The following is a 20,023-nucleotide window of genomic DNA, read 5'->3' as shown; positions in this document are numbered from 1 at the left end:
GAGTTCGGGCGCGAAATGTGCACATCGGGCGTGGCCGACACACTGAACCTTGTCGATGACGATTTTGTAACCCATCCGGAAGTCCTTCTCCGATTGCCGATGTTCGCGCGGAAGTGTCGAGATCTCAGTCCGCCGGGACCGCCTCGAGGATCTCCTTGGATGCACCGCCATCCAGCGCATCGGGAACCCCGGGGATCCGATAGCGCCCCTCGCAACGGGCAAGGATGTCCGGTAGATCGCTACGCGGATTGTAGAACTGCTTGTACCAGGTCCGCACCTTCAGGAAGTTCCCGTCGGCAGGCATCTGCATCGGGCGCAGGCAAGCTTCCTTATTCGACCAAATCTCGAAATCGGCCGCGAAGGCATCGCAGCTCATCTGCTGCTGTACGCGGGCCTGCGCCACATCTTCGTCGGTCGGGCTACGCTCGGCCACCTTGCTGAGCACTGCGTGCCAGACATAGACCGTACCATCGTCGATCGGGGTATGGGCAATATACATGATGGAGTAGTTGGCATTGTCGGCAACGTAGCGTGATAACAGGATACCTGGACCGGTATAGTAGGTGTTGAACTCCGAAATACCTGCGTCGACACCGAGCAATTCGTGCTTTCCGCCCATCAGCTGCCAGGCCATATGGCCCTTGATGATATTCTCGAAGTAATCTTGGTGCGAGCCGTGGATCGGATAGAGATGCTGCATATCGCATATATTGTCGACAACCTCGATCGGGTGCAGATTCATCGCGCCCAGTTCGTCGAATTCCCAGCGGACGTAGCCCTCGTCAGCCCATTCCGGGATCGCGGGAATATCGTAATCCGGCTCGCCACCCTCCGGATCGTGCCAATAATAGATCGCGCCATAGCGCTCGACCACGGGATATGCGCCGAGTTCGGCCGCGGGGGGAATCTTGTCGGAATAAGGGATCTTGTCGCACTTGCCGTCCGGCCCGTAGCGCCAGGCGTGGTAGGGGCAATGGATCGATTCTCCCTCGATCTGGCTGCCACGCTGGGCAATGAACGATGACGAGCTCTTGCCGATATGCGTGCGCATGTGCGGGCAATAGGCCCCGACCATGTAGGCCTGCCCGCTTTCGCCGCGGTAGAGCACCATGTCGCGGCCAAAGAAACGGACGTTATGCGGCGCCTGCGTGACCGTGTTGGCTGCCGCGACCATGAACCATCCGCGCGGAAAGGTATATTCCCCCAGCCCGTATTCTTTTGCAGTAGCCATTTCCCGACGCTCCCAGACTGCCTCTCAATTGCGCTCGCCGGCACGGACGCCGGACGATGGCAACCGCGCGAGCGTTCCAAACGGAGGCTCCCGCGAATATCAATTCGATAGCATCGCCCCTGCATCACAGCCCTCGTCCGAATAGACGAGAATATCATCGGCTTGGCCTGAGCAGAGCGCACGGGGCAGGAGCGTCCGGCGACGCAAGGCTTGCAGGCGACTTACCCCGGCAAGCCGGATGGCACGCCTTCGCGACGGAAACTCACGCCGTACAGGAATGTTTTCACCGCCGCTGCAAGATATTTTTCGCGCTCGCCCTCCTGGACGTCCGATCCTCCGAAAAGATAGTCTATCGAATTTGTCGTAAGGTTCAGGAACTGCTGCGCCGCGTGTTGCGCGTTGTCGGTCGCGAATATTCCCGCAAGGGAGAGTCTGGTGAAGTAGCTGGCGAGAGGCTCCAGGCAGGTTTCGCGCAGCGCAAGCCCGCGGGTCGCCATATTCGGCATCCGTTCGGCTTCGATGATGAGGACGCGCGAAATCGCCCTGGACTCCGCGTAACGGCCTTCTTCATAGAAGCTGCGCCCGACTTCCATCAGCACTTCCCAAATCGGCAGTGAATCGTCGATGGCATTCTGCAGGGCCAAGCGCAGCCGCTCGCTGTAGTAGTCGGACAGCTTTTCCAAAAGCTGGTCCTTGCCCTCGACGTGCTTGTATACAGTCATGCGGGAGACGCCGGCACGCTGGGCGATGCTCGCGATCGTCGCGCCCCTGAAGCCTCGCTCGCTGAACTCGGCCATTGCAGCCGAGAAGATCATGTCGCGGCTTTCGTGCATTCGAACTGTCGAAGGGTGGCCTCCGGCCTCGTGCGAAGATGTCCTCCCGATGGCTGAACTGACGCTCCGGCTCTCGATTGCACGATTTGCCGGCGGCGGCACCGCAGCCCGCCCGCTTGCCCTCTTTACTGCCATCGAAAGCCTCGCATCACCTTCTCAAAGTGCGATACGCCAAAACGCGTTGTGCACCCATCTCAGCCGAGCGCATGGCACGCCGTGGCACCTCTGCCTTAACTGCTCAGGCCTTTCAGGCAATATCAATCACTTTCCCCCGATTAATCCCTCTGGGTCATCATGGGATCTGCTCCATCTTTCAGCTGCATGGTGCAGCCACACCTCCCCGTCCGTCGCCTGCCCTCTCTTACAACGTCGAAAAAACTGCGCAGAAGCGTTGCTTCGAGACGCCATCATTGCACCCAACGGCCACGAAACGCCCATAACTCGCGTTCAATCGCTGCGTCCCCTTCATTGACAGATGTTGCGTAATATGTAAACTTTGCTGCATCACTGCGTAACGCCGCATCTTTCGATTCGGCTATTGAACGATGCGCTTTCAAGCGGCGTACGACGCAAGGGGAGAGGAAATGTGCTGATTCGGCAATCCGAAGTCACTGCTTATGACGCCCTGGTTTCCGCTATCTACGAAAGCATCGAATGCGAACAGCCGTGGCTGGAACCACTCGAGATGCTGCGCGTCATGCTTGGCGGGAATTCGACCTGCATCCGCATATCTCAGAAGGGCGCAAGGCCCCGGCAACATATCTTCGCAAGCGGGCCGAAAGTCTCGACCGAGGGTCTCGAAGATGCTCAGCGCTTCAATGCGCGCGAACTCCTCCCGGTCGAACTTGGCGTGGGGGAAGCGCGAATGGTCGATTGGGATCAAGTCGTCAGCTCGGCGCCCTTCGATGAAATGCTGAAGGAGCACGACATCGCATATCTGGCCGTCGCGTGCATCGATGTGATCGATGGGGCGCAGTGCACGCTGAACTGCTGCCGCGGCACGGGGAGCGATCCGTTCAGCAAGGAAGAAATGCTGCTGGTCATGGCTGCGGGCCGGCATTTCCGCGAAGCGATGCGGATTCGCCGCGAGTTGACCCGTGCGCGCATTCTTTCCCAGTTCCAGACCGAGGCCCTCGACAGCCTCGGCATCGCCGCCTTCCTGGTCAACCGGTCGGGCAGCCACTCGCTGCTGAACCAGACCGCACGCTTTGCCATAGAAAACCGTATCGGGCTCAAGCAGTTCCGCTCTGGCCTGCACGCCATCCACGCCAGTGAGGACATGACCTTCCAGTCCGCCATTCGCGCGGCATTCCAGGCGGAAGATGGCTCGGGTGCCCGGGCCTTGCTCTTCGAACCGACCGATGGTCGTGAGCGTCTTCACGTCATCGTCCGCCCACGGGTTCACCAATCGTTGCTGCACGACAAGCCGGAAGTTTCAGCACTGGTCTTCCTGCGCGTGCACGAGGTGGTAGGCCGAGATGACGTCAAGTTACTGCAGCAGTTGTTTTCCTTCACTGCCACCGAGGCGCAGCTCGCCGTCGGCCTGGCCAAGGGGCTTTGCCTGAAGGAAATCGAGGCGAACCTCAACATCCGCCACAACACCGCGCGCGCCCACTTACGCTCGATGTTCATCAAGACCGATGTTGGCCGCCAGTCGCAGCTCGTCTCGCTGCTGACCAACAGCCTGGTACCGCTAGGGCGCAGCCAGATGCATTCGATCCAGTAATCGGACTGGGGCAGGCTTGTCGTTTTACTGAATACAAAAGGGGGGCGTGACAGCTCCCCTTTTTGGTTCCTCACTCGGGAAAATCGACGACGTGGTCGACGGTGCCGGCAAGGAAGGCCGGCCAGTCAGGGAAGGATGTGCGCGCTACCAGTTCGACGTACATGCCACCGGGCATCTCGTGGTAGGCCATGCCGAACATCCGGCCGTTGGACATGGCACAGGCAACCTTTGGGCAGCCCTGCTCTTCAAGCTGCGCTGACACTTCTGCGAGATCATCGACCCAATAGCCCAGATGATGCAGCGGGCGGCCCTCCACGGCTGTCCAGATCGGTACAGAAACCTCAATGCGGAGCGTCCAGGTCAGCCCCACTCTGCCTGGACATGCGAACGAGCGTCGCGTCGAAATCATCGACGATGATGCCAACGTGATAATGATCCTGCTGCTTAAGCATGTACCTCTCCAATTGAGAATACGCGGATCATTTTCCCGGTGCGCTTTGCCTGATCACCAGTTGCAACCAGCATGAAATCCGGAAGGCCTTTCAATCAAGGCCCGCCTGTTGCAACACGGCCCTGGTGCCTCCGTCACCAGCAGCGAAATCGGGATCGGCGCCCATCTGCCGGTTCCAGCTCGCGAGATCGAAGTAATCCCGCCAGACCGTGATCTTGCCCTCCTCGTTCACCAGCCATGAGCCCATGCAGGGTGAATAGACGGTACGGCCATCTTTCAGCTCGAAAATGTCGATCCGTTCGGTCAGGACCGCCCCGGTCTCTTCGTTCACAGCGATGTTGAAGATCTTCCACGGCGCGCGATTGCACAGCGCCATATGGGCCGCTGTGGCAGCACGGATCGCCTCTTTACCTACAATCGGGTCCATCGGCACGTTCTCGAACACAGCGTCGTCCGAAAGCTGTTCCATCATCAGATCAAGGTCGCAAATCTCCCACGCCCTGATGAGACTCCAAACGGGAGCTGTCCTGTCCATCATCTTCTCCTCTTTTCCCCGAACCTGCGACGTTCAGGCCTTGCCGGCCTCGGAACGGGCGATGCCATCTGCGATCAGTTGGTGCGCCGATACTATGGTAAGCGCCGATGCCGATGATCCGCCCTCGACCGGCAGGGTTGCCCCGTGCAGTCATCGGATCCTCCCAGGGCCCGTCTTATTCGGCAAGAGCCTGCGCCTTCAGTTCGCGGAATGCGGGCACGCCGGGCATTGCGGCGCTCATCCCACCGTCGATGACGAGCACCTGGCCAGTCATGAACGTGGCTTGCCCGGATAGAAGGAAGCAGACGGCTGCAGCCAGTTGCTCGGCCGTGCCGAGTTGCGCCGTCATGTGATGCTCAAGCAGCAGATTCAGCAGCGAGGGGTCGAAAGTCGCATGCGCGGCAGGCGTCATCACGAGACCTGGCGCGATGCAGTTGCTGCGGATTCCCTGCTTGCCGTACTGGACCGCAATCGATCGCGACAACCCGAACAGGCCAGCCTTTGCGGTGGCGTAGCAAGTCCGGCTATCCTCACCGCGCATGCCCGCAAGCGAAGCCATGTGCACGAAGGCACCCCCGCCCCGCGAAAGCATGTGGGGAATAGCCGCGCGGGAAAGCAGCGCAGGGCCGATGAGATTGGCCGAAAGCAGCGTCCGCCAGAGATCCGCATCGATTTCATGGACCGCGGCATCTCCTTGATCCATCTGCACGGCGTTGTTCACCACGAAGTCGATGCCGCCAAAGGCGGTCGCGGTGGCGCTTGCGAGGGCATCTATCTGCCGGGCATCACCCATGTCAGTTGGGAAAGCCTCGGCCCGCAGGCCTGCAGCCGTCAATTCGCCAGCGGCGCGGGCAGCACCCGGGCCGTCGATATCGGCGACAGAAACATAGGCACCCGCCTGGGCAAGAACCCTGCAGACAGCGAGCCCGATGCCGGATGCCCCACCCGTGACGATCGCCACTTTGCCGGCCAGATCATGCGCCATAACTGACTTAAACCTTCCATTCCGCGCGCGAATTTTTGCCCCAGACAGGACGGGTCACGATGGCCCTCCCGGTATGGAACGTCACACGGCTGCGCGATCCCTTGCGTCGAGGAAGCGCGCGGCAAGTTGTCCGGTGAATTCGCCATCCTTCTGTGCGAGGACGCCGTTTACAAAGGTGTAACGCATGCCGCCCACAGGGCGACGGAAGCGCGGCTTGCCGCCGGGCACGTCGAATATCTTCTGCTCCACATCCCAGTGGAGCGCGTCCAAATCGAAAACGGCGATGTCGGCGATCGCCCCTTCCCGGATCACGCCGCGATCCTTCAGGCCGAGGAGGTCGGCCTGATCGAGCGTCATCCGTTTKACGGCCTCCTCCAGCGCCATGTCCGGATTGTCCCGCACATGGCGTGTGAGCACCAGTGTCGTGTCGCCAGCACCGTCGAACATGCCGATATGTGCGCCCGCATCGCTAGCGCTGATGATGCTCTCTTCCGCGGCCAGAAGCTGGCCCACGATGCGCTCATCAGTATTGGTGAATGGATAGACGAACTCCGGTTCGAAGTCGTTTTCCAGTACCCAGTCGGCCAGGATATCGGAGGGATGGTCACCACGTTCGTCGAGGATCACATCGAAGGTCTTGCCGATAAACTTCTCGTTCTCGGGCTTGCCGACCTTCACGATGCGGAAGCCCCGAATCATGCCGCCGCTGGGGAAACCTTCCTTGACCTCATCCCAATCGGCGCGTGCCTGCTCCCGCCAAGCCGGGTCGGACAGCCGCCGGCGCTTCTCGGCAAGCTCGACCCCGGGCTGCACGACGTCATTCCAGCTCGGCACGTAGATGAAGACCATCGCCTGATGGAAGCTCACCAGCAACTCGATCGAACGCGGCGACGCCAGAAAGCGGAAGTCGGCGCCCTTCGCGCGCTCTTCCTTCGCCATGGCCAGCAGGCGCGGATGATAGTCCGGATCGTCCGGACGCTGGTAGATGCCGTTCGAAATCACTGGCACCCGATTGTGCTTGATCGAGTATCCGCAATATTCGCGAAGGTCCTTTTCCTGCTGATCGAGGCTGCCCATGTCGGGGATGACTTGGAAGATACCCTTGTGCGCGGATGTCACCGAGAAGATCCGGTCGAGTTCCCGGGCATCGGCGTAGAAGCTGGGCACGAGGTCGCCGGAAGGATTTCGGTCGAAGCGCGAACTCGATATGCCGAATGCTCCAGCCGCCAATGCAGCATCATAGGCGACGGCGATCCGTTCGACTTCGTCGTCGGTCGAGGCGCGGGACCATGCCGCGTGGCCGAGTTCGTAGCCGCGCAGGAGTGAATGACTGACCAGTGCGACGACGTTCACGCCAAGCTTCCGCGAGCGCATGTCATCGGCATATTCGGTGAAGGTCTCCCAGTTCCACGGTATCTCGTTCTCGAAAGTGTCGCGCGGAAGGTCCTCTATATAACTGAACAGCGTGGCGAGGTCGCTGATGCTCTCCTTTCTGACCGGAGCAAGACCCAGCGAGCAATTGCCGATCAGCACGGTTGTCACCCCGTGTTGGAGGATCGGATCGCAAGTCGGATCCCAGTAGAGTGCGCCATCATAATGCGTATGGGTATCGATGAAGCCCGGGGTGACATAGCACCCGGCGGCATCGTGCACTTCCTCGCCGTTGATCGCGAGATCCTTGCCGATTTCCACAATGCGTCCGCCGGAAACGCGCAGGTCGGCAACATAGGCAGCACATCCCGTGCCGTCGACGATCCTGCCACCCTTGATCAACATGTTACCGCCAGTTCCAGGCACGATGGAAGCTCCCCGCAATTGGAAAGCTAAGCCACGATGAAACCATCGTGTACCCGAACCACAAACGTCTCACCGGACTAGTTCTGTGCAAGCAGCTTGCCTCCTGATCGTGGGTCTATGCCGCCCCGACGAATGAAAACCGTCCGGCTGAGCCACAGCCCACCGGACGGTCCGCTTCGGCATCAAAGAGACTGAGCTCAGTCGAAGATACGGCCTGCAGCCTGCCGCATGGCGAGCGCGCGCTCCTCTGCCGGAACCTTGCCCATCAGCGACAGGTTCGCAGCTTCGAGGCCCAGCGGCAACCCAACGGGACAGCGACCAACGATCTCGCGCAACGGAAACTCTCCCGTGCCCGGCAACATCCGGCTCAGCATTTCCGCGCCCACATCCTCAGGCGGAAGCAGCATTCCGTCCGAAAGCTGGAGCGCCCCGATCATCTCGGGTTCGATCTTCGCGAGCCCATCGAGCCCGCCGCTCGTCCGCATCAGGTGCAGCACGTCAACCACTATGCCGCTGTTCCGGCGCCCCGCCTTCCGCACGAAGTCCGCGACCTCGACTATGGTCGGCAGGCTCCTTGCCGTCGCGAAGAATTCAACATTGACGTTGATAGCGTGCTCCGCTGCCATGTCGCAAAGTCTTTGAAACTTCGTGCAGGCATCTTCCAGATCGGGGTTTTCCCAGACGATCGCAGTTGCGGTCCGGGCACCGAGGTCGCTGCCGCATTCGAGCGCCCGAGCGAAATCGGCCGGATCGACAGAAGGCAGGAGATTGAAGCACTCCAGGTTGAGCAGAGCGACACCGGTCTGCTTCATCGCGGCGCGCATGGCCTCGCGCTGTTCGGGATCGTTTACCGATGGGTCGAGGGGAAGCTCGGACGACGCACTATGAGCGAAAATGCTGACGAAGTCGTATCCTGTCCGCTCCGCGGCCCTGACGAGCTCAGCTCCACCCAGCTCCGGCACGGCGAGGGGTTCCAATGCGTAGCTATAGTTACTCATGATTGCCTTCACCTCTCCGAACAGGGTCTTGTTCTCGATCGACTGACGGTCGTAGTAGCGCCTCGGGATCAGGCGGTTCTGCGAGCTGAAGCGGGCTCCCTACGTGATCGAACACTGCTGCGCGGCGAATTTCCGAGCATGGTCCGGATGGACTACAGGCCCGGAGCCCAGCTGTAGACTCGTCGCGGCCTATCAATCACTCGGCCGCGCGCGCCTCCTGTTATCCGCCTGATCCAGTGAGCGCAGCGCCTCGTCACTCTCGGCCATGCCGTCGGGATGCCCGGCCATGGCATTCAGCACGCGATCGAGCCATGGCGCAGGATGTGGCGCTGGATCGCCGACGAACGGCACGGGGACGTCTGACCGGACGTTGCGTATCGGCGTCGAGAGCGCTCAGTTATCCCATAGCCCTGCGCAAGGGCGCAGGCGACACTGTCAGGGAACGCGACGATGCAGGGAATGGGCGACGGCTCCTGTCCTTTCGAATTCAATTTCGACCCGGCCAGCTTCAAAGTCGGTGACGTGGTCAGCTACCGCGTCACCGGCACTCTCGAAGGCATGCCGTTCGTGGGAACGCTCGCCGAAGTCTACGATGATCATGTCGTCATCCTCCCCGACCCCCAGAAGCCTTCGCTACGCTACAGGGCGACGCGCGAGGATCGGCCGGTCGTGGACGAAAGCGAGGTGTGACTGGCGATCAGCGGCCGAGCCGCCCGACAGAGCCGGGGCCGTCAATCGCCAAAGGGCAACTGGATGACCACCGCGTTCGGGCCATCGCCGTTTGAGAGCCATGCCGCTTCGATAGCCGCGCGGGCGTCCGCGATGGAAACCGGACCGGCACAGGCGACGCCAAAGCCACGGATCATGTCGGTTATGGGTGCGCCCATCTCACGGAAATCCATGCCGGCATAGCTTGGAGCATTTTTTCTATTCCTGACACGATCGGCATAAGCGCGCGAAAAGTGTCGGGTCGAGCCGTAGCCACCGTTGTCGAGTATCACGAAGGTGATTGGCAGCTTCTCTGCCACAGCCGTCCACAGCCCGTGAACGCCAAAGCGCAGCGCGCCGTCGCCCAGCACGCACGTTACCGGCCCGCCGGATGCGATGGCGGCACCCACCGCTACGCCCGTCCCCCAACCGAGGGATCCGCCGGTTGAGCCGATATATCGGGCACCATCTCCGGACTTGAGGGAACCGATCAGGGCCACCGAGCCCATGACGGATTCATCCACCACCCAACCCCGTTCCAAAGCGTCATGCAATGAAGCGAGTGCGGCTCCATACGATGCGAGGGTCTGCGCAAAGGGATTGCCGGGAGGCATCGACGCACCACGCGCCGCGGCGATGAAATTGCGGCGTTCCGCGAGTAGATCTTCATCCGGCAGGCGCGCCGCCTCGGCAAGGGCCGCCAGGAAAGCTGCCGGATCACACGCGCATGACCAGTTGGCGGTGTGCGTCTCTTCCAGCTTTGCCGGGTCCGCATTGACATGAGCCACGAACTTTGCGTTGCGAAAATAGGGTTCGGGCCTCGGATGACCCTCGGACACGAACCGGCAGCCGACGGCCAGCACGAAGTCGGCCTGCGCCTCGGCCACGCTGCCGGCAAGCCCGGTCATGCTGCCGAGAAAGGCCGGGTGATCGGGCGACAGCGCGAGACGATCGCTGAAGCCATATTCGGTCGTTACCGCGATGCCGAGCCGGTCGGCAAGTTCCGCCAGGATCGTTGAGCCGCCATATCGCCTGACCTGACCTCCGGCAACGATCAGGGGCCTCTGCGCTACCGACAGAAGCTTGGCAATTTCGCCCACGTCCGGCGCGCCGGAGGTAACCCGGTGCGTCCGGGCCTCCGGCAGAACCGGGCCATCGCCTTCCAGCACGTCCTCGGGAAGCGACAGGAACGACGGGCCGCCAGGAAATCCTGACGCCGATCGCATCGCGCGCTCCAGCTCGCGATAGACTGCCATGCCGGGGGCAAGCTCGCGGGCATGGCGACAGAATGGCGCAACGAGCGGAACGAGGTCCGCTTCGCCAATGGTTCCCTCGCGCGTCCTCGTCCACGCTGCCTGTTGCGATGCAAGGATCAGAAGCGGGGTCTCGTCCCGCCAGGCATTGTAGATGTTGGCAAGCGCATTCGTCGTACCGGGGACCATGTAGACATAGGCTGCTGCCTTGCCAGCCACCCTGGCATAGCCATCGGCAGCAGCGACGGTGACGGATTCATGGATCGTCGCGATGATCCGGACCGAAGATTCCGACAATTCCTGGACCAGCGACGCGAGCGAGCTCCCGGGCAGTCCGAATATGTGGCCGATGCCTTGGTCGGCGAGGAACCGCACGATTTCGCGAGCCCCCTGGGCATTGGCATCCAAGCTCGGCTTCATAACATAACCTCGAAGACCCATCGGGCCGTTTGCGAATTCGGCCTGGACGGCCGACGCTTCGTGCCTTCAGGCTCTCGCCTTGAGCATGTCCAATGCCACGTCGACGATCATGTCCTCCTGCCCGCCGACCATCTTGCGACGGCCAAGTTCGACGAGGATCGACCGGGTATCGAGGCCATAGGTCTCGGCAGCCCTTTCTGCATGACGCAGGAAGCTCGAATAGACCCCGGCATAACCGAGCGCGAGCGTCTCGCGGTCGACGCGGACGGGACGGTCCTGCAAGGGCCGCACGAGGTCCTCGGCGGCGTCCATCAGCATCATTACATCACAGCCGTGGTTCCAGCCCTTACGGTCGGCAGCAGCGATGAAGACTTCGAGCGGAGCGTTGCCCGCTCCCGCGCCCATGCCGGTGAGCGAAGCGTCGATGCGCACAGCACCGCACTGCGCAGCGACGATCGAGTTGGCGACCCCAAGGCCGAGGTTATGGTGCGCGTGAATGCCGCGCTGCGTTTCGGGCTTCAATACGCGGTCATAGGCCTCGAACCGAGCACGCACGCCGTCCATGTCGAGCGCACCGCCACTGTCAGTCACATAGACGCACTGCGCGCCGTAGCTTTCCATCAGCAGGGCCTGCTGCGCGAGGGCCTCGGGCGCGATCATGTGGCTCATCATCAGGAAGCCGGAGACATCCATGCCGAGATCGCGGGCAATGCCGATGTGCTGCTTCGAAACGTCAGCCTCGGTGCAGTGGGTGGCGACCCGGACCGAGCGCACGCCGATGTCAAAGGCGCGGCGCAGTTCCTCGACCGTGCCGACGCCTGGCAGGATCAGCGTGGTCAACACGCACTTGTCGAGGACGTCCGCGACGGCTTCGAGCCATTCCCAGTCGGTGTGCGCGCCGAAACCGTAATTGAAGCTGGCACCCGACAGGCCATCGCCATGGGCAACCTCGATAGCGTCGACGCCGCTCTTCTCGATCGCGCTGGCAATCGCACGAACATGGTCGATGCCGTACATATGCTTGATGGCATGCATGCCGTCGCGAAGCGTCACGTCTTGGATGTAGAGCTTATCGCCCGCCTCGACGTTGAAAGTGGAGGTCATCGTCTGGTCTCCTTCAGGCGGCGGCCATGCGGCGCGCGGCCAGCAGCTCGCCGGTGGCCTTGGCGGCGGCGGTCATGATGTCGAGGTTGCCGGAGTAGGATGGCAGGTAGTCGCCCGCGCCTTCGACCTCTAGCATGATCATCGACTTGATGCCCGTGAACTCGCCCTGCCCAGGAATCTTAAGCCTGTTGTTATCGCCATAGCGTTCGAACTGGACTTCCTGTTTCAGCCGGTAGCCGGGGACATATTTCTGCACCTCGGCGACCATGTCCTGCACCGACTGCCGGATCGCGGCCTCGTCGGCGCCCTCGGACAGGGTGAACACGGTGTCGCGCATGATCATCGGCGGCTCGGCCGGGTTGAGGATGATGATCGCCTTGCCCTTGGTTGCGCCGCCGACCTTCTCAATCGCGCGAGCAGTGGTACGAGTAAACTCGTCGATGTTGGCGCGTGTGCCGGGACCGGCCGAGCGCGACGAGACCGAAGCAACGATCTCGGCATAGTGGACCTTGCCCAYCCGACTGACGGCAGCGACCATCGGAATCGTAGCCTGGCCGCCGCAGGTGACCATGTTGACGTTCGATGCGCTAAGATTCGCTTCCATGTTGACCGGCGGCACGATGAACGGCCCGATCGCGGCCGGCGTCAGATCGACCACCTGGATGCCATCGGCACGCAGAGCTTCGTCATGGACCTTGTGGGCATAGGCGCTGGTCGCGTCGAAGGCGATACCGATCTCCTTGTAGACCGGATGCTTGCGCAGGCCCTCTAGACCTTCGTGCGTCGTTGCGATGCCGTGTTCGCGCGCCATGGCGAGGCCTTCCGATTTCTCGTCAATGCCGACGACGATGGCGAGTTCCATGTTCTGCGGGTACTTGATCATCTTCATCATCAGGTCGGTGCCGATATTGCCCGAACCGATGATCGCAGCCTTTACGCGTGCCATCCGGTGTTCCTCAAACGAAGTTGGCAACGCAGGTGCCCAGCGGGCCTGCGTCGTTGCTCAGGGTCATTTCGAAGCGATCGCCCTTCACGGCGGGCGCAAGCGGGACGAGACTGCCCGACAGGATCACATCACCCGCATCAAGCGTGACGCCATAAGCGCCGAGCGTATTTGCGAGCCACGCCACGGCCTGCGCGGGATCTCCCTGCACGGCATGGCCGTAGCCCTCGGACAGCGGCGCACCGTTCTTGGTAACCTCGACATGTAGGTTCGGAAGATCCAGCCCTGCCGGATCGAGCCGCTCCTTTCCGATCACATAAACGCCGCAGCTGGCGTTATCGGCGACGGTATCGACAATGCTGATCTTCCAGTCACGGATACGGCTGTCGACAATCTCGAAGCAGGGTGCGATGCTTTCCGTCGCGGCCAGGACATCCGCGGCAGTGACACCGGGGCCAGTCAGGCCGCGCTTGAGGATGAAGGCGATTTCCGCCTCCGCGCGCGGGGCGATCAGCGCCTTGCCATCGACATCGATATCGCCTTCGATGTGCATCCAGTCGGTCAGGAAGCCGAAGTCCGGCTGATGCACGCCGAGCATGTCCTGCACAGCCTTGCTGGTCACGCCGATCTTCTTCCCGACAATCTTCTCGCCACCGCTGCGCCGCCGCGACAGGAAATCGAGGCTGATCGCATAGGCGTCATCAATCGTCAGTGACGGATCCTGCTCGATCAGCGGAACCAGCGTCCGGCGATCCCGCAAGGCAGCGTAAAGCTCCGCACCATATTTCTCATGAGTCTGCAAACTCATCTGTGCTCCTGTGAAGAACCGGGTGCCTGACGGGGCAGGTGGCGGCACAAACCTTGCGCTGCCACCCAGGGCCGTCAGGCTGCGGTCGGGATCATGCCATGCGGATCAATCACGAACTTTTTCGCCGCGCCGTGGTCGAACACCTCATAACCCTTGGGCGCCTCGTCGAGCGATATCACGTCGACGTTGACGATCTTCGAAATCGGCATGCGATCGAACAGGATCGCCTGCATCAATTGGCGATTATATTTCACAACCGGTGTTTGCCCGGTGAAGAAGGCATGGCTCTTGGCCCATCCAAGGCCCAGGCGAATCGAAAGGCTGCCGATCTTGGCCGCGTCATCGATGCCGCCCGGATCGCCGGTTACGTAAAGGCCTGGAATACCGATACGCCCTGATGCGCGGGTTACTTCCATCAATGCGTTGAGTACGGTGGCAGGTGCCTCGTGCGAGGAATCCGCACCATGGCCGCGCGCTTCGAAGCCCACGGCGTCGATCGCGCAATCGACTTCGGGCACGCCCAGGATCTGTGCGATCTGTTCGCCAAGGTCGGCATGCTCGGAAAGGTCGACCGTCTGGAAGCCCATTGCGCGGGCATGGGCCAGACGCTCCTTGTTCATGTCCCCAACGATCGTGCAGGCAGCGCCGAGCAGATCGCAGGATGCGGCGGCAGCCATACCCACCGGGCCCGCACCCGCGACATAGACCGTCGACCCGGGTCCGACGCCCGCATTCACGGCACCGTGAAATCCGGTAGGCAGGATGTCGGAAAGGCAGGTGAGATCGCGGATCTTCGCGAGAGCCTGGTCGCGGTCGGGGAACTTCAGCAGGTTGAAGTCGGCATAGGGAACCATGACATAGTTCGCCTGGCCACCGATCCATCCGCCCATGTCGACATAGCCGTAGGCCGCGCCCGCACGATCGGAATTGGTGTTGAGGCACACGCCCGTGGCCTGCTCCTTGCACGTGCGGCACCGTCCGCAGGCGACATTGAACGGCACCGAGACGATATCGCCCTTTTTCAGGAATTCGACGCCGCTTCCCGCCTCGATCACCTCGCCGGTGATCTCATGGCCGAGAACCAGGCCCTCCGGCGCGGTGGTGCGCCCGCGCACCATGTGCTGGTCGGATCCGCAGATATTGGTCGAGACCACCTTCAGGATCACGCCATGGTCGATCTTTCGGCCATGCGGCGTTTCCATCTTCGGATCGGCGATCTTCTGGACCTCGACGTGATTTGGTCCGAGATAAACGACACCGCGATTGCCACTCATGATCGTTCTCCTGCTTTTGGCTGACCAAAGTCAGACTCGTCCTGCATTTGCTGACTATCTGAACTAGGCCGCCCTCCTTTTGCGCCTACGTCCGACGGGACTAGGTCGGACGGTTCGACGTGCGCCCGTTCACCTGGCCGGCACATCCCTGGCCCGTCCGCCGGGCACAGACGATCGAAGCTCCCCGCATTTGCACGGCCGTGGTTTCAACGATTCAAGACGCCGTCTCCAGCCTGCCGCCGCTCAGGCGGAAAGACCAGCCGCAGCGATTCCCGCCAATGCAGCCTTCTCGTCGTTGTCGCTGGTATCTCCGGTGACGCCGACCGCTCCGATCACCGCGCCGTCGCTGCCGCGGACGAGAACGCCGCCTGCGGCCGGCACGATGCCAGCGGGATTCAACCCCGCTGCGGCATTGATGAAGGTAGGACGCTCGATCGCCATTTCGCCGATCGCGCGCGATGACACCCCAAGGGCCAGCGCGCCAGAGGCCTTGGCCGTGGCGATCTGCGGCCGGAGATTGGAGGAATTGTCCTCGCGCGCGAAGGCGATCATGTGTCCACCGGCATCAAGGACCGCCACGCTGATGGGCTTGAGGCCGAGCGCGCGGCCTTCCTTCTGCGCTCCGGCTACGATGGCCTGCGCCTGCTCGAGAGAAATGCGTGTCATGACTTTACTCCTGGAAAAAATGCCTGAGTGCTCAAGGCCCGGTGACCGGCAAAGCGCGCGACCTGGCGGCGCAACCGGTCTTAGCGGCGGCGACCACACCAGCCTCGCGCCGTTCGATGTTGCAGACCTTGCGGCGGCCGAGCGTGCAGGCGATGTTCGGTACGCGAACACCGCCTTCATCGCTCACCTGGCCCAGTAGGTCACCATGCTAGGCGCTGGGCGAGCATTGGGCCGGGCTGGGCTCGGCCCAATGCCGGGACGGCGCCCCCCCGTTCAGGAACCCGGCAAGCCTCCCTCCGATGATGGCCTCGGCGTCCGCGACCATGCGGGAGAGAAGTTCCTTGCAGGTGGGAATGTCGTGGATGAGGCCTTGGATCTGCCCGGCCCACACGAGCCCCGCGTCGAGATCGCCGGTTTCCAGCGCCACCCGTCCCTTAGCGCCCGAGACCAAGGGCTGGACATCCTGGAATACCGCGTTCTCGCCCTTGCTGATCGCCACCACTTCGTCCGACACGCTGTTCTTCGCGACGCGCCCCGTGTTGTGGAAGCGGCGGAAGATCAGGTTGGTCGCCCGCTCGTCGTTGTCCACGATGAACTGTTTGACCTTCTGGTGGATCGGTGCCTCCACCGTGGCACAGAAGCGGGTCCCCATGTTCACCCCTTCCGCACCCAGCGCCAATGCGGCGGCAAGGCCTCGGCCATCGCCGATCCCGCCCGAAGCAAGCATCGGTATTTTGACCCTGTCAGCCGCAGCCGGGATGAGGACAAGCCCCGGAATGTCGTCCTCGCCAGGGTGGCCCGCGCACTCGAACCCGTCGATCGAGATCACGTCGACGCCCATGCGCTCTGCCGATAGCGCGTGGCGAACCGCGGTGCACTTGTGCAACACGGTAATGCCATGGCTCTTGAAGTCGTCGACATGCTCCTGCGGCTTGTGACCAGCGGTCTCCACGATCTTAATCCCGCTGTCGATGATCGCCTTGCGGTACTCCGCATAGGGCGGCGGGGAGACCGAGGGCAGGATCGTCAGGTTCACGCCGAACGGCTTGTCGGTCATGGCGCGACAGCGTTCTATCTCCCGGCGAAGGTCGTCGGGGGTCGGTTGGGTCAGCCCGGTCAGGATGCCGAGCCCCCCTGCATTCGACACGGCGGCGACCAGTTCCGCGCGCCCTACCCACATCATGCCACCCTGCACGATCGGGTGCTCGATGCCGAGCAGTTCGGTTATGCGTGTCCGGATTGCCATTAACGTGCCTCCACAATGATCACTTTCGCCGTTTTACCACCCGCGCATATCGCAGCAGGCCGTAGAACGCTCCTCGTCTAATTGGACGACCGCGCGAACATCGACGGATTCCCTAAAAATAATGGGCCAAGACTCCCTCCCGGAGGTAGCCGAGCAGCGCGTGATCGCAGATCAGCTCGAACAGCGCGCCGTCGACTTCCCACCAGTTCGCCATATCAACGCCGATCCGGGTGCCGACAGCCTCGGTGCGCCAACGGACCACGGGGCCTGGGACACATGACCAACGAAGGTGATCTGGAGGCCGTAAACGGCCGCACTGTTCCAGTCATGAAATGGGCATGGGCGTGGACATCAAGGGCTCGAATGCCAGACAACCAACAGCATTGAGATTGCCTGGATGCCCCGTGAGGATTCGAACCTCAATTAACGGAGTCAGAGTCCGTAGTCTTACCTTTAGACGACGGGGCAACAGGCAGAGCGGGCGACATAAGGACGGCTACCGGGCCTGTCAACGGCTCTGGGACGCCGCCCTTGCCGTTCATCGCGCCAGCCATTAGTCTTGCTCCCAAGTTCCATGCGGGTTTCCGCCGCGTGGTGATAGGTGAGACCGAAGATCATGACGTACGGCCACAATCCGGCCGCACCGCGTCCACCGCGTGATGGGGGGCGACGGGCGCATCCTCCATCGAATCCTCAGATGTCGCGGCACAGCTATGCGGCACTCGACCTCGGTACCAACAATTGTCGGCTGCTGATCGCGCGGCCGGCGGCCGAAGGCTTCGTGGTGGTCGACGCCTTCTCCCGCATCGTCCGTCTCGGCGAGGGCCTTGCGGCGACCGGCAAGCTCTCCGACGCGGCGATGGACCGGGCAGTAAGCGCATTGTCGGTTTGTGCCGACAAGCTGCGCCGCAGGCGCGTGTCGCTGGTCCGCTCGGTCGCGACCGAAGCCTGCCGCCGCGCCGCGAACGGCCGCGAGTTCGTGCAGCGCGTCTATCGCGAGACGGGCATCGCGCTCGAGATCATCACTCCGGAACAGGAGGCGCGGCTCGCGGTGCTCGGCTGTCATGCGCTGCTTGAGCCCGGCGAGGGCAGCGCGCTCGTATTCGACATCGGCGGCGGCTCGACCGAATTGATCCTGATCGATGCCGACGATAGTCCCCCGCGGGTGATCGACTGGTTCTCCGCGCCATGGGGCGTGGTTTCGCTGTCGGAGACGGAACCGCATGTCGGCGAGGACCGCAAGGGCCTGCTCGCCAGCTATGCGCGCATGCGCGCGCGCGTCGCCCACAGCTTTGCCGATTTCGCCACGAAACTTGTCCCCGGAGCGAGTCCAGGCCGGCTGCTCGGCACCAGCGGCACCGTGACCACCCTCGCGAGCGTCCATCTCGACCTGCCCAGTTACGATCGGCGGCTGATCGATGGGTTGATCGTTCCGGTGCCGGCAATGCGGGAGATCAGCGCTCGCCTGGCCGGCATGACCGTTGCCGAACGCGCCGAACTGCCATGCATCGGCCAGGAACGCGCCGACCTGGTGGTCGCCGGCTGCGCGATCCTCGACGCGATTCTCGACATCTGGCCCTCCCAGCGCCTCGGGGTGGCGGATCGCGGCATCCGCGAAGGCATTCTCCGCTCGCTGATGGCGCGCGACAAAGCAAGGATGGGCCAATGAGCCGCGGCGGCACCGGCGGACGGCAGCGGGTCAAGACCGCGAAGGGCCGCAGCGCGAGTTCAATCAGTTGGCTCTCGCGCCAGCTCAACGATCCCTATGTCCGCCGCGCCAAGGCCGAGGGCTATCGCTCGCGCGCGGCCTACAAGCTGATCGAGCTCGACGAGCGCTTCCGCTTCCTTCGTGGCGCCAAGCGGGTGATCGATCTCGGCATCGCCCCGGGCGGCTGGACGCAGGTGGTGCGAAAAATCTGTCCCCAGGCCGTGATCGTCGGCATCGACCTGCTCGAGACCGATCCGATCGAGGGTGCGACCATCCTTCAGATGGACTTCATGGACGAGGATGCCCCTGCCAAGCTCGCCGGGGCGCTCGGCGGTCCGGCCGACATCGTCCTGTCGGACATGGCGGCCAACACCGTCGGCCACCCCCAGACCGATCATCTGCGCACGATGGCGCTGGTCGAGGCGGGTTGCCTGTTTGCCAGCGAGGTGCTGCGGCCTGGCGGCTGCTATGTCGCCAAGGTGCTGGCCGGCGGCGCCGACAACAACCTGGTGGCGGAGCTCAAGCGGCTGTTCACGACGGTGAAGCATGCCAAGCCTCCGGCGAGCCGCAAGGACTCGTCCGAATGGTATGTGATCGCGCAAGGATTCAAGGGCAACCCTGTTACCTGATCTTGACGATGCTCTGCGGAGCGGCGCCAGCCTGCCCAGCCGGGCAACTCCGCCGGGCAAAACGCTTGTTGAGGCAGATCCACACCTCTTCGAGCCAGCCGTCCCTGGTGACGCCGAGCCGCAGCTGATCGGCGCGCATGCCCTCATTCGCCTCGGCGAAGCTCTTCTGAAAATCGGCGACTGTCATCGTCCTGCCCCGCAGCTCGGTCATATCGGGAAAGGACAGGGCGTGATAAAGCGCGCCGCTCCTGTCGAAATATTCGGCCGGAGTCTTCACCATGCAGGTGCCGTGCTTCTCCCACTCATGCTGGATCAACTGCGGTGAGGGCATGCTGCACAGATTGTCCCGGATCAGCTTCGCGGACACCAGCCGGGTCGGCCGGCAATATTGCGGCCATTGCGCGCCCTTGCCGTCGGGCCACAGGCCGTGGAGCGTGAAGCCGAAGTGCCCCACCGTGCCACCGCACTGGATATGATCGCGCGGGCTCGTCGTCCGGCTCGCACAATATTGCGGCGACCAGCTGAGCGCCAGCGTATAGCCGGCGATGGGCAGAACCCGCCGGGGCTGCTCGACGGTAGGCCCCTCCAGCATCGGACGCGGAAGATCGGCGGGGACGGTGCAGGACGACAGCTGCTTCCCGCAGGCCGGCGTCATCAACAGCGCCGCCAGCGCGGGAAGGAAGGCGAATCTCATCGGGCGAGCCTAGA

21 protein-coding genes, 1 tRNA gene and 1 pseudogene are annotated in these 20,023 nt (G+C 62.5%); 4 read left to right on the top strand and 19 right to left on the bottom strand.

Translation table 11 applies throughout. From position 1 onward, the window contains the following. Positions 1–124: 124 nt before the first annotated feature. On the bottom strand, positions 125–1,231 hold the full coding sequence (locus tag AC1DPF_RS16775) for a 3-ketosteroid-9-alpha-monooxygenase, oxygenase component (RefSeq protein WP_477962458.1): 1,107 nt from the start codon (positions 1,229–1,231) through the stop codon (positions 125–127). Positions 1,232–1,452: 221 nt separating this feature from the next. After that, the gene (locus tag AC1DPF_RS16770) at positions 1,453–2,046 is read right to left on the bottom strand and encodes a TetR/AcrR family transcriptional regulator (RefSeq protein ID WP_477870397.1); all 594 of its coding nucleotides are present in this window, start codon (positions 2,044–2,046) and stop codon (positions 1,453–1,455) included. 604 nt (positions 2,047–2,650) lie between these two features. Between AC1DPF_RS16770 and AC1DPF_RS16765 the strand changes: the two genes are divergently transcribed. Then, positions 2,651–3,790 carry a helix-turn-helix transcriptional regulator gene (locus AC1DPF_RS16765; protein WP_477870395.1) on the top strand — a complete coding sequence of 380 codons (1,140 nt, stop codon included), beginning with the start codon at positions 2,651–2,653 and terminating at the stop codon, positions 3,788–3,790. Between the two features lie 70 nt (positions 3,791–3,860). Here the strand turns inward: AC1DPF_RS16765 and AC1DPF_RS16760 are convergent, their stop codons facing one another. The 6 genes from AC1DPF_RS16760 to AC1DPF_RS16735 all read right to left on the bottom strand — a co-directional run bounded on the left by AC1DPF_RS16760 (position 3,861) and on the right by AC1DPF_RS16735 (position 8,907). Next, entirely contained in the window at positions 3,861–4,160 is a 300-nt protein-coding gene (locus AC1DPF_RS16760; RefSeq protein ID WP_477962456.1) for a VOC family protein, read from the bottom strand. Positions 4,161–4,332: 172 nt separating this feature from the next. Then, complete coding sequence (locus AC1DPF_RS16755; protein ID WP_477962454.1) at positions 4,333–4,779, bottom strand: limonene-1,2-epoxide hydrolase family protein; 447 nt, start codon at positions 4,777–4,779, stop codon at positions 4,333–4,335. A gap of 172 nt (positions 4,780–4,951) precedes the next feature. Then, positions 4,952–5,761, bottom strand: a complete 810-nt coding sequence (locus AC1DPF_RS16750; RefSeq protein WP_477962452.1) for an SDR family NAD(P)-dependent oxidoreductase — start codon at positions 5,759–5,761, stop codon at positions 4,952–4,954. 81 nt (positions 5,762–5,842) lie between these two features. Next, positions 5,843–7,558, bottom strand: coding sequence for an N-acyl-D-amino-acid deacylase family protein (locus AC1DPF_RS16745; RefSeq protein ID WP_477962450.1), 1,716 nt, complete (start codon positions 7,556–7,558; stop codon positions 5,843–5,845). Between the two features lie 197 nt (positions 7,559–7,755). Continuing rightward, positions 7,756–8,556, bottom strand: coding sequence for a sugar phosphate isomerase/epimerase family protein (locus AC1DPF_RS16740; protein ID WP_477962448.1), 801 nt, complete (start codon positions 8,554–8,556; stop codon positions 7,756–7,758). Positions 8,557–8,748: 192 nt separating this feature from the next. Then, positions 8,749–8,907 carry a hypothetical protein gene (locus tag AC1DPF_RS16735; RefSeq protein WP_477962446.1) on the bottom strand — a complete coding sequence of 53 codons (159 nt, stop codon included), beginning with the start codon at positions 8,905–8,907 and terminating at the stop codon, positions 8,749–8,751. Between the two features lie 99 nt (positions 8,908–9,006). Between AC1DPF_RS16735 and AC1DPF_RS16730 the strand changes: the two genes are divergently transcribed. Next, complete coding sequence (locus AC1DPF_RS16730) at positions 9,007–9,246, top strand: hypothetical protein (RefSeq protein WP_477870387.1); 240 nt, start codon at positions 9,007–9,009, stop codon at positions 9,244–9,246. 41 nt (positions 9,247–9,287) lie between these two features. On the opposite strand, the gene AC1DPF_RS16725 is transcribed toward AC1DPF_RS16730, so the two are convergent. From AC1DPF_RS16725 to AC1DPF_RS16680, 10 genes and pseudogenes are all read right to left on the bottom strand, one after another. Beyond that, positions 9,288–10,520: a thiamine pyrophosphate-dependent enzyme gene (locus tag AC1DPF_RS16725; protein ID WP_477962460.1), complete on the bottom strand. Its 1,233-nt coding sequence runs from the start codon at positions 10,518–10,520 to the stop codon at positions 9,288–9,290. 66 nt (positions 10,521–10,586) lie between these two features. Next, positions 10,587–10,937 (bottom strand): annotated as a pseudogene (locus AC1DPF_RS16720) (thiamine pyrophosphate-binding protein); the annotation flags it as partial. A gap of 66 nt (positions 10,938–11,003) precedes the next feature. Then, a complete protein-coding gene (gene dmpG, locus AC1DPF_RS16715; protein ID WP_477870383.1) occupies positions 11,004–12,041 on the bottom strand; it encodes a 4-hydroxy-2-oxovalerate aldolase in 1,038 nt (345 codons plus the stop codon). Positions 12,042–12,054: 13 nt separating this feature from the next. Continuing rightward, positions 12,055–12,987 carry an acetaldehyde dehydrogenase (acetylating) gene (locus tag AC1DPF_RS16710; RefSeq protein WP_477962444.1) on the bottom strand — a complete coding sequence of 311 codons (933 nt, stop codon included), beginning with the start codon at positions 12,985–12,987 and terminating at the stop codon, positions 12,055–12,057. Between the two features lie 10 nt (positions 12,988–12,997). Beyond that, a complete protein-coding gene (locus tag AC1DPF_RS16705) occupies positions 12,998–13,792 on the bottom strand; it encodes a fumarylacetoacetate hydrolase family protein (RefSeq protein WP_477962442.1) in 795 nt (264 codons plus the stop codon). Positions 13,793–13,866: 74 nt separating this feature from the next. After that, positions 13,867–15,066 carry a formaldehyde dehydrogenase, glutathione-independent gene (fdhA, locus tag AC1DPF_RS16700; protein WP_477870377.1) on the bottom strand — a complete coding sequence of 400 codons (1,200 nt, stop codon included), beginning with the start codon at positions 15,064–15,066 and terminating at the stop codon, positions 13,867–13,869. A gap of 243 nt (positions 15,067–15,309) precedes the next feature. Further along, positions 15,310–15,732 carry a GlcG/HbpS family heme-binding protein gene (locus AC1DPF_RS16695; protein WP_477870375.1) on the bottom strand — a complete coding sequence of 141 codons (423 nt, stop codon included), beginning with the start codon at positions 15,730–15,732 and terminating at the stop codon, positions 15,310–15,312. 31 nt (positions 15,733–15,763) lie between these two features. Next, positions 15,764–15,919, bottom strand: a complete 156-nt coding sequence (locus AC1DPF_RS16690) for a hypothetical protein (protein WP_477870373.1) — start codon at positions 15,917–15,919, stop codon at positions 15,764–15,766. A gap of 21 nt (positions 15,920–15,940) precedes the next feature. Continuing rightward, complete coding sequence (locus AC1DPF_RS16685; RefSeq protein ID WP_477870371.1) at positions 15,941–16,978, bottom strand: NAD(P)H-dependent flavin oxidoreductase; 1,038 nt, start codon at positions 16,976–16,978, stop codon at positions 15,941–15,943. A gap of 394 nt (positions 16,979–17,372) precedes the next feature. Further along, a tRNA-Gln gene (locus tag AC1DPF_RS16680) sits at positions 17,373–17,446 on the bottom strand. A gap of 148 nt (positions 17,447–17,594) precedes the next feature. Here AC1DPF_RS16680 and AC1DPF_RS16675 point away from each other — a divergent pair. Both AC1DPF_RS16675 and AC1DPF_RS16670 read left to right on the top strand, forming a co-directional pair. Then, positions 17,595–18,647, top strand: coding sequence for a Ppx/GppA phosphatase family protein (locus AC1DPF_RS16675; RefSeq protein WP_477870369.1), 1,053 nt, complete (start codon positions 17,595–17,597; stop codon positions 18,645–18,647). Beyond that, positions 18,644–19,315: an RlmE family RNA methyltransferase gene (locus tag AC1DPF_RS16670; RefSeq protein WP_477870367.1), complete on the top strand. Its 672-nt coding sequence runs from the start codon at positions 18,644–18,646 to the stop codon at positions 19,313–19,315. The genes AC1DPF_RS16675 and AC1DPF_RS16670 overlap by 4 nt, the downstream gene beginning before the upstream one ends. On the opposite strand, the gene AC1DPF_RS16665 is transcribed toward AC1DPF_RS16670, so the two are convergent. Further along, the gene (locus tag AC1DPF_RS16665; protein WP_477870365.1) at positions 19,308–20,009 is read right to left on the bottom strand and encodes a ribonuclease T2; all 702 of its coding nucleotides are present in this window, start codon (positions 20,007–20,009) and stop codon (positions 19,308–19,310) included. The two genes, AC1DPF_RS16670 and AC1DPF_RS16665, sit on opposite strands and share 8 nt — an antisense overlap. Between the last annotated feature and the right edge of the window lie 14 nt (positions 20,010–20,023).

Source organism: Rhizorhabdus sp. P4_G6 (assembly GCF_056401045.1).
The sequence above is the reverse complement of the archived record's forward strand: the minus strand, read 5'-3'. Positions and strand labels throughout refer to the sequence as shown.

Excerpts from the sequence above, each read along its gene's own strand:
- AC1DPF_RS16675 (WP_477870369.1), top strand. The coding sequence starts at position 17,595 with ATGACGTACGGCCACAATCCGGCCGCACCGCGTCCACCGCGTGATGGG.
- AC1DPF_RS16725 (WP_477962460.1), bottom strand. The coding sequence starts at position 10,520 with ATGGCAGTCTATCGCGAGCTGGAGCGCGCGATGCGATCGGCGTCAGGA.
- AC1DPF_RS16750 (WP_477962452.1), bottom strand. The coding sequence starts at position 5,761 with ATGGCGCATGATCTGGCCGGCAAAGTGGCGATCGTCACGGGTGGGGCA.
- AC1DPF_RS16775 (WP_477962458.1), bottom strand. The coding sequence starts at position 1,231 with ATGGCTACTGCAAAAGAATACGGGCTGGGGGAATATACCTTTCCGCGC.
- fdhA (WP_477870377.1), bottom strand. The coding sequence starts at position 15,066 with ATGAGTGGCAATCGCGGTGTCGTTTATCTCGGACCAAATCACGTCGAG.
- AC1DPF_RS16665 (WP_477870365.1), bottom strand. The coding sequence starts at position 20,009 with ATGAGATTCGCCTTCCTTCCCGCGCTGGCGGCGCTGTTGATGACGCCG.
- AC1DPF_RS16695 (WP_477870375.1), bottom strand. The coding sequence starts at position 15,732 with ATGACACGCATTTCTCTCGAGCAGGCGCAGGCCATCGTAGCCGGAGCG.
- AC1DPF_RS16770 (WP_477870397.1), bottom strand. The coding sequence starts at position 2,046 with ATGATCTTCTCGGCTGCAATGGCCGAGTTCAGCGAGCGAGGCTTCAGG.
- AC1DPF_RS16740 (WP_477962448.1), bottom strand. The coding sequence starts at position 8,556 with ATGAGTAACTATAGCTACGCATTGGAACCCCTCGCCGTGCCGGAGCTG.
- AC1DPF_RS16685 (WP_477870371.1), bottom strand. The coding sequence starts at position 16,978 with ATGGCAATCCGGACACGCATAACCGAACTGCTCGGCATCGAGCACCCG.
- AC1DPF_RS16730 (WP_477870387.1), top strand. The coding sequence starts at position 9,007 with ATGCAGGGAATGGGCGACGGCTCCTGTCCTTTCGAATTCAATTTCGAC.
- AC1DPF_RS16705 (WP_477962442.1), bottom strand. The coding sequence starts at position 13,792 with ATGAGTTTGCAGACTCATGAGAAATATGGTGCGGAGCTTTACGCTGCC.
- AC1DPF_RS16755 (WP_477962454.1), bottom strand. The coding sequence starts at position 4,779 with ATGATGGACAGGACAGCTCCCGTTTGGAGTCTCATCAGGGCGTGGGAG.
- AC1DPF_RS16670 (WP_477870367.1), top strand. The coding sequence starts at position 18,644 with ATGAGCCGCGGCGGCACCGGCGGACGGCAGCGGGTCAAGACCGCGAAG.
- dmpG (WP_477870383.1), bottom strand. The coding sequence starts at position 12,041 with ATGACCTCCACTTTCAACGTCGAGGCGGGCGATAAGCTCTACATCCAA.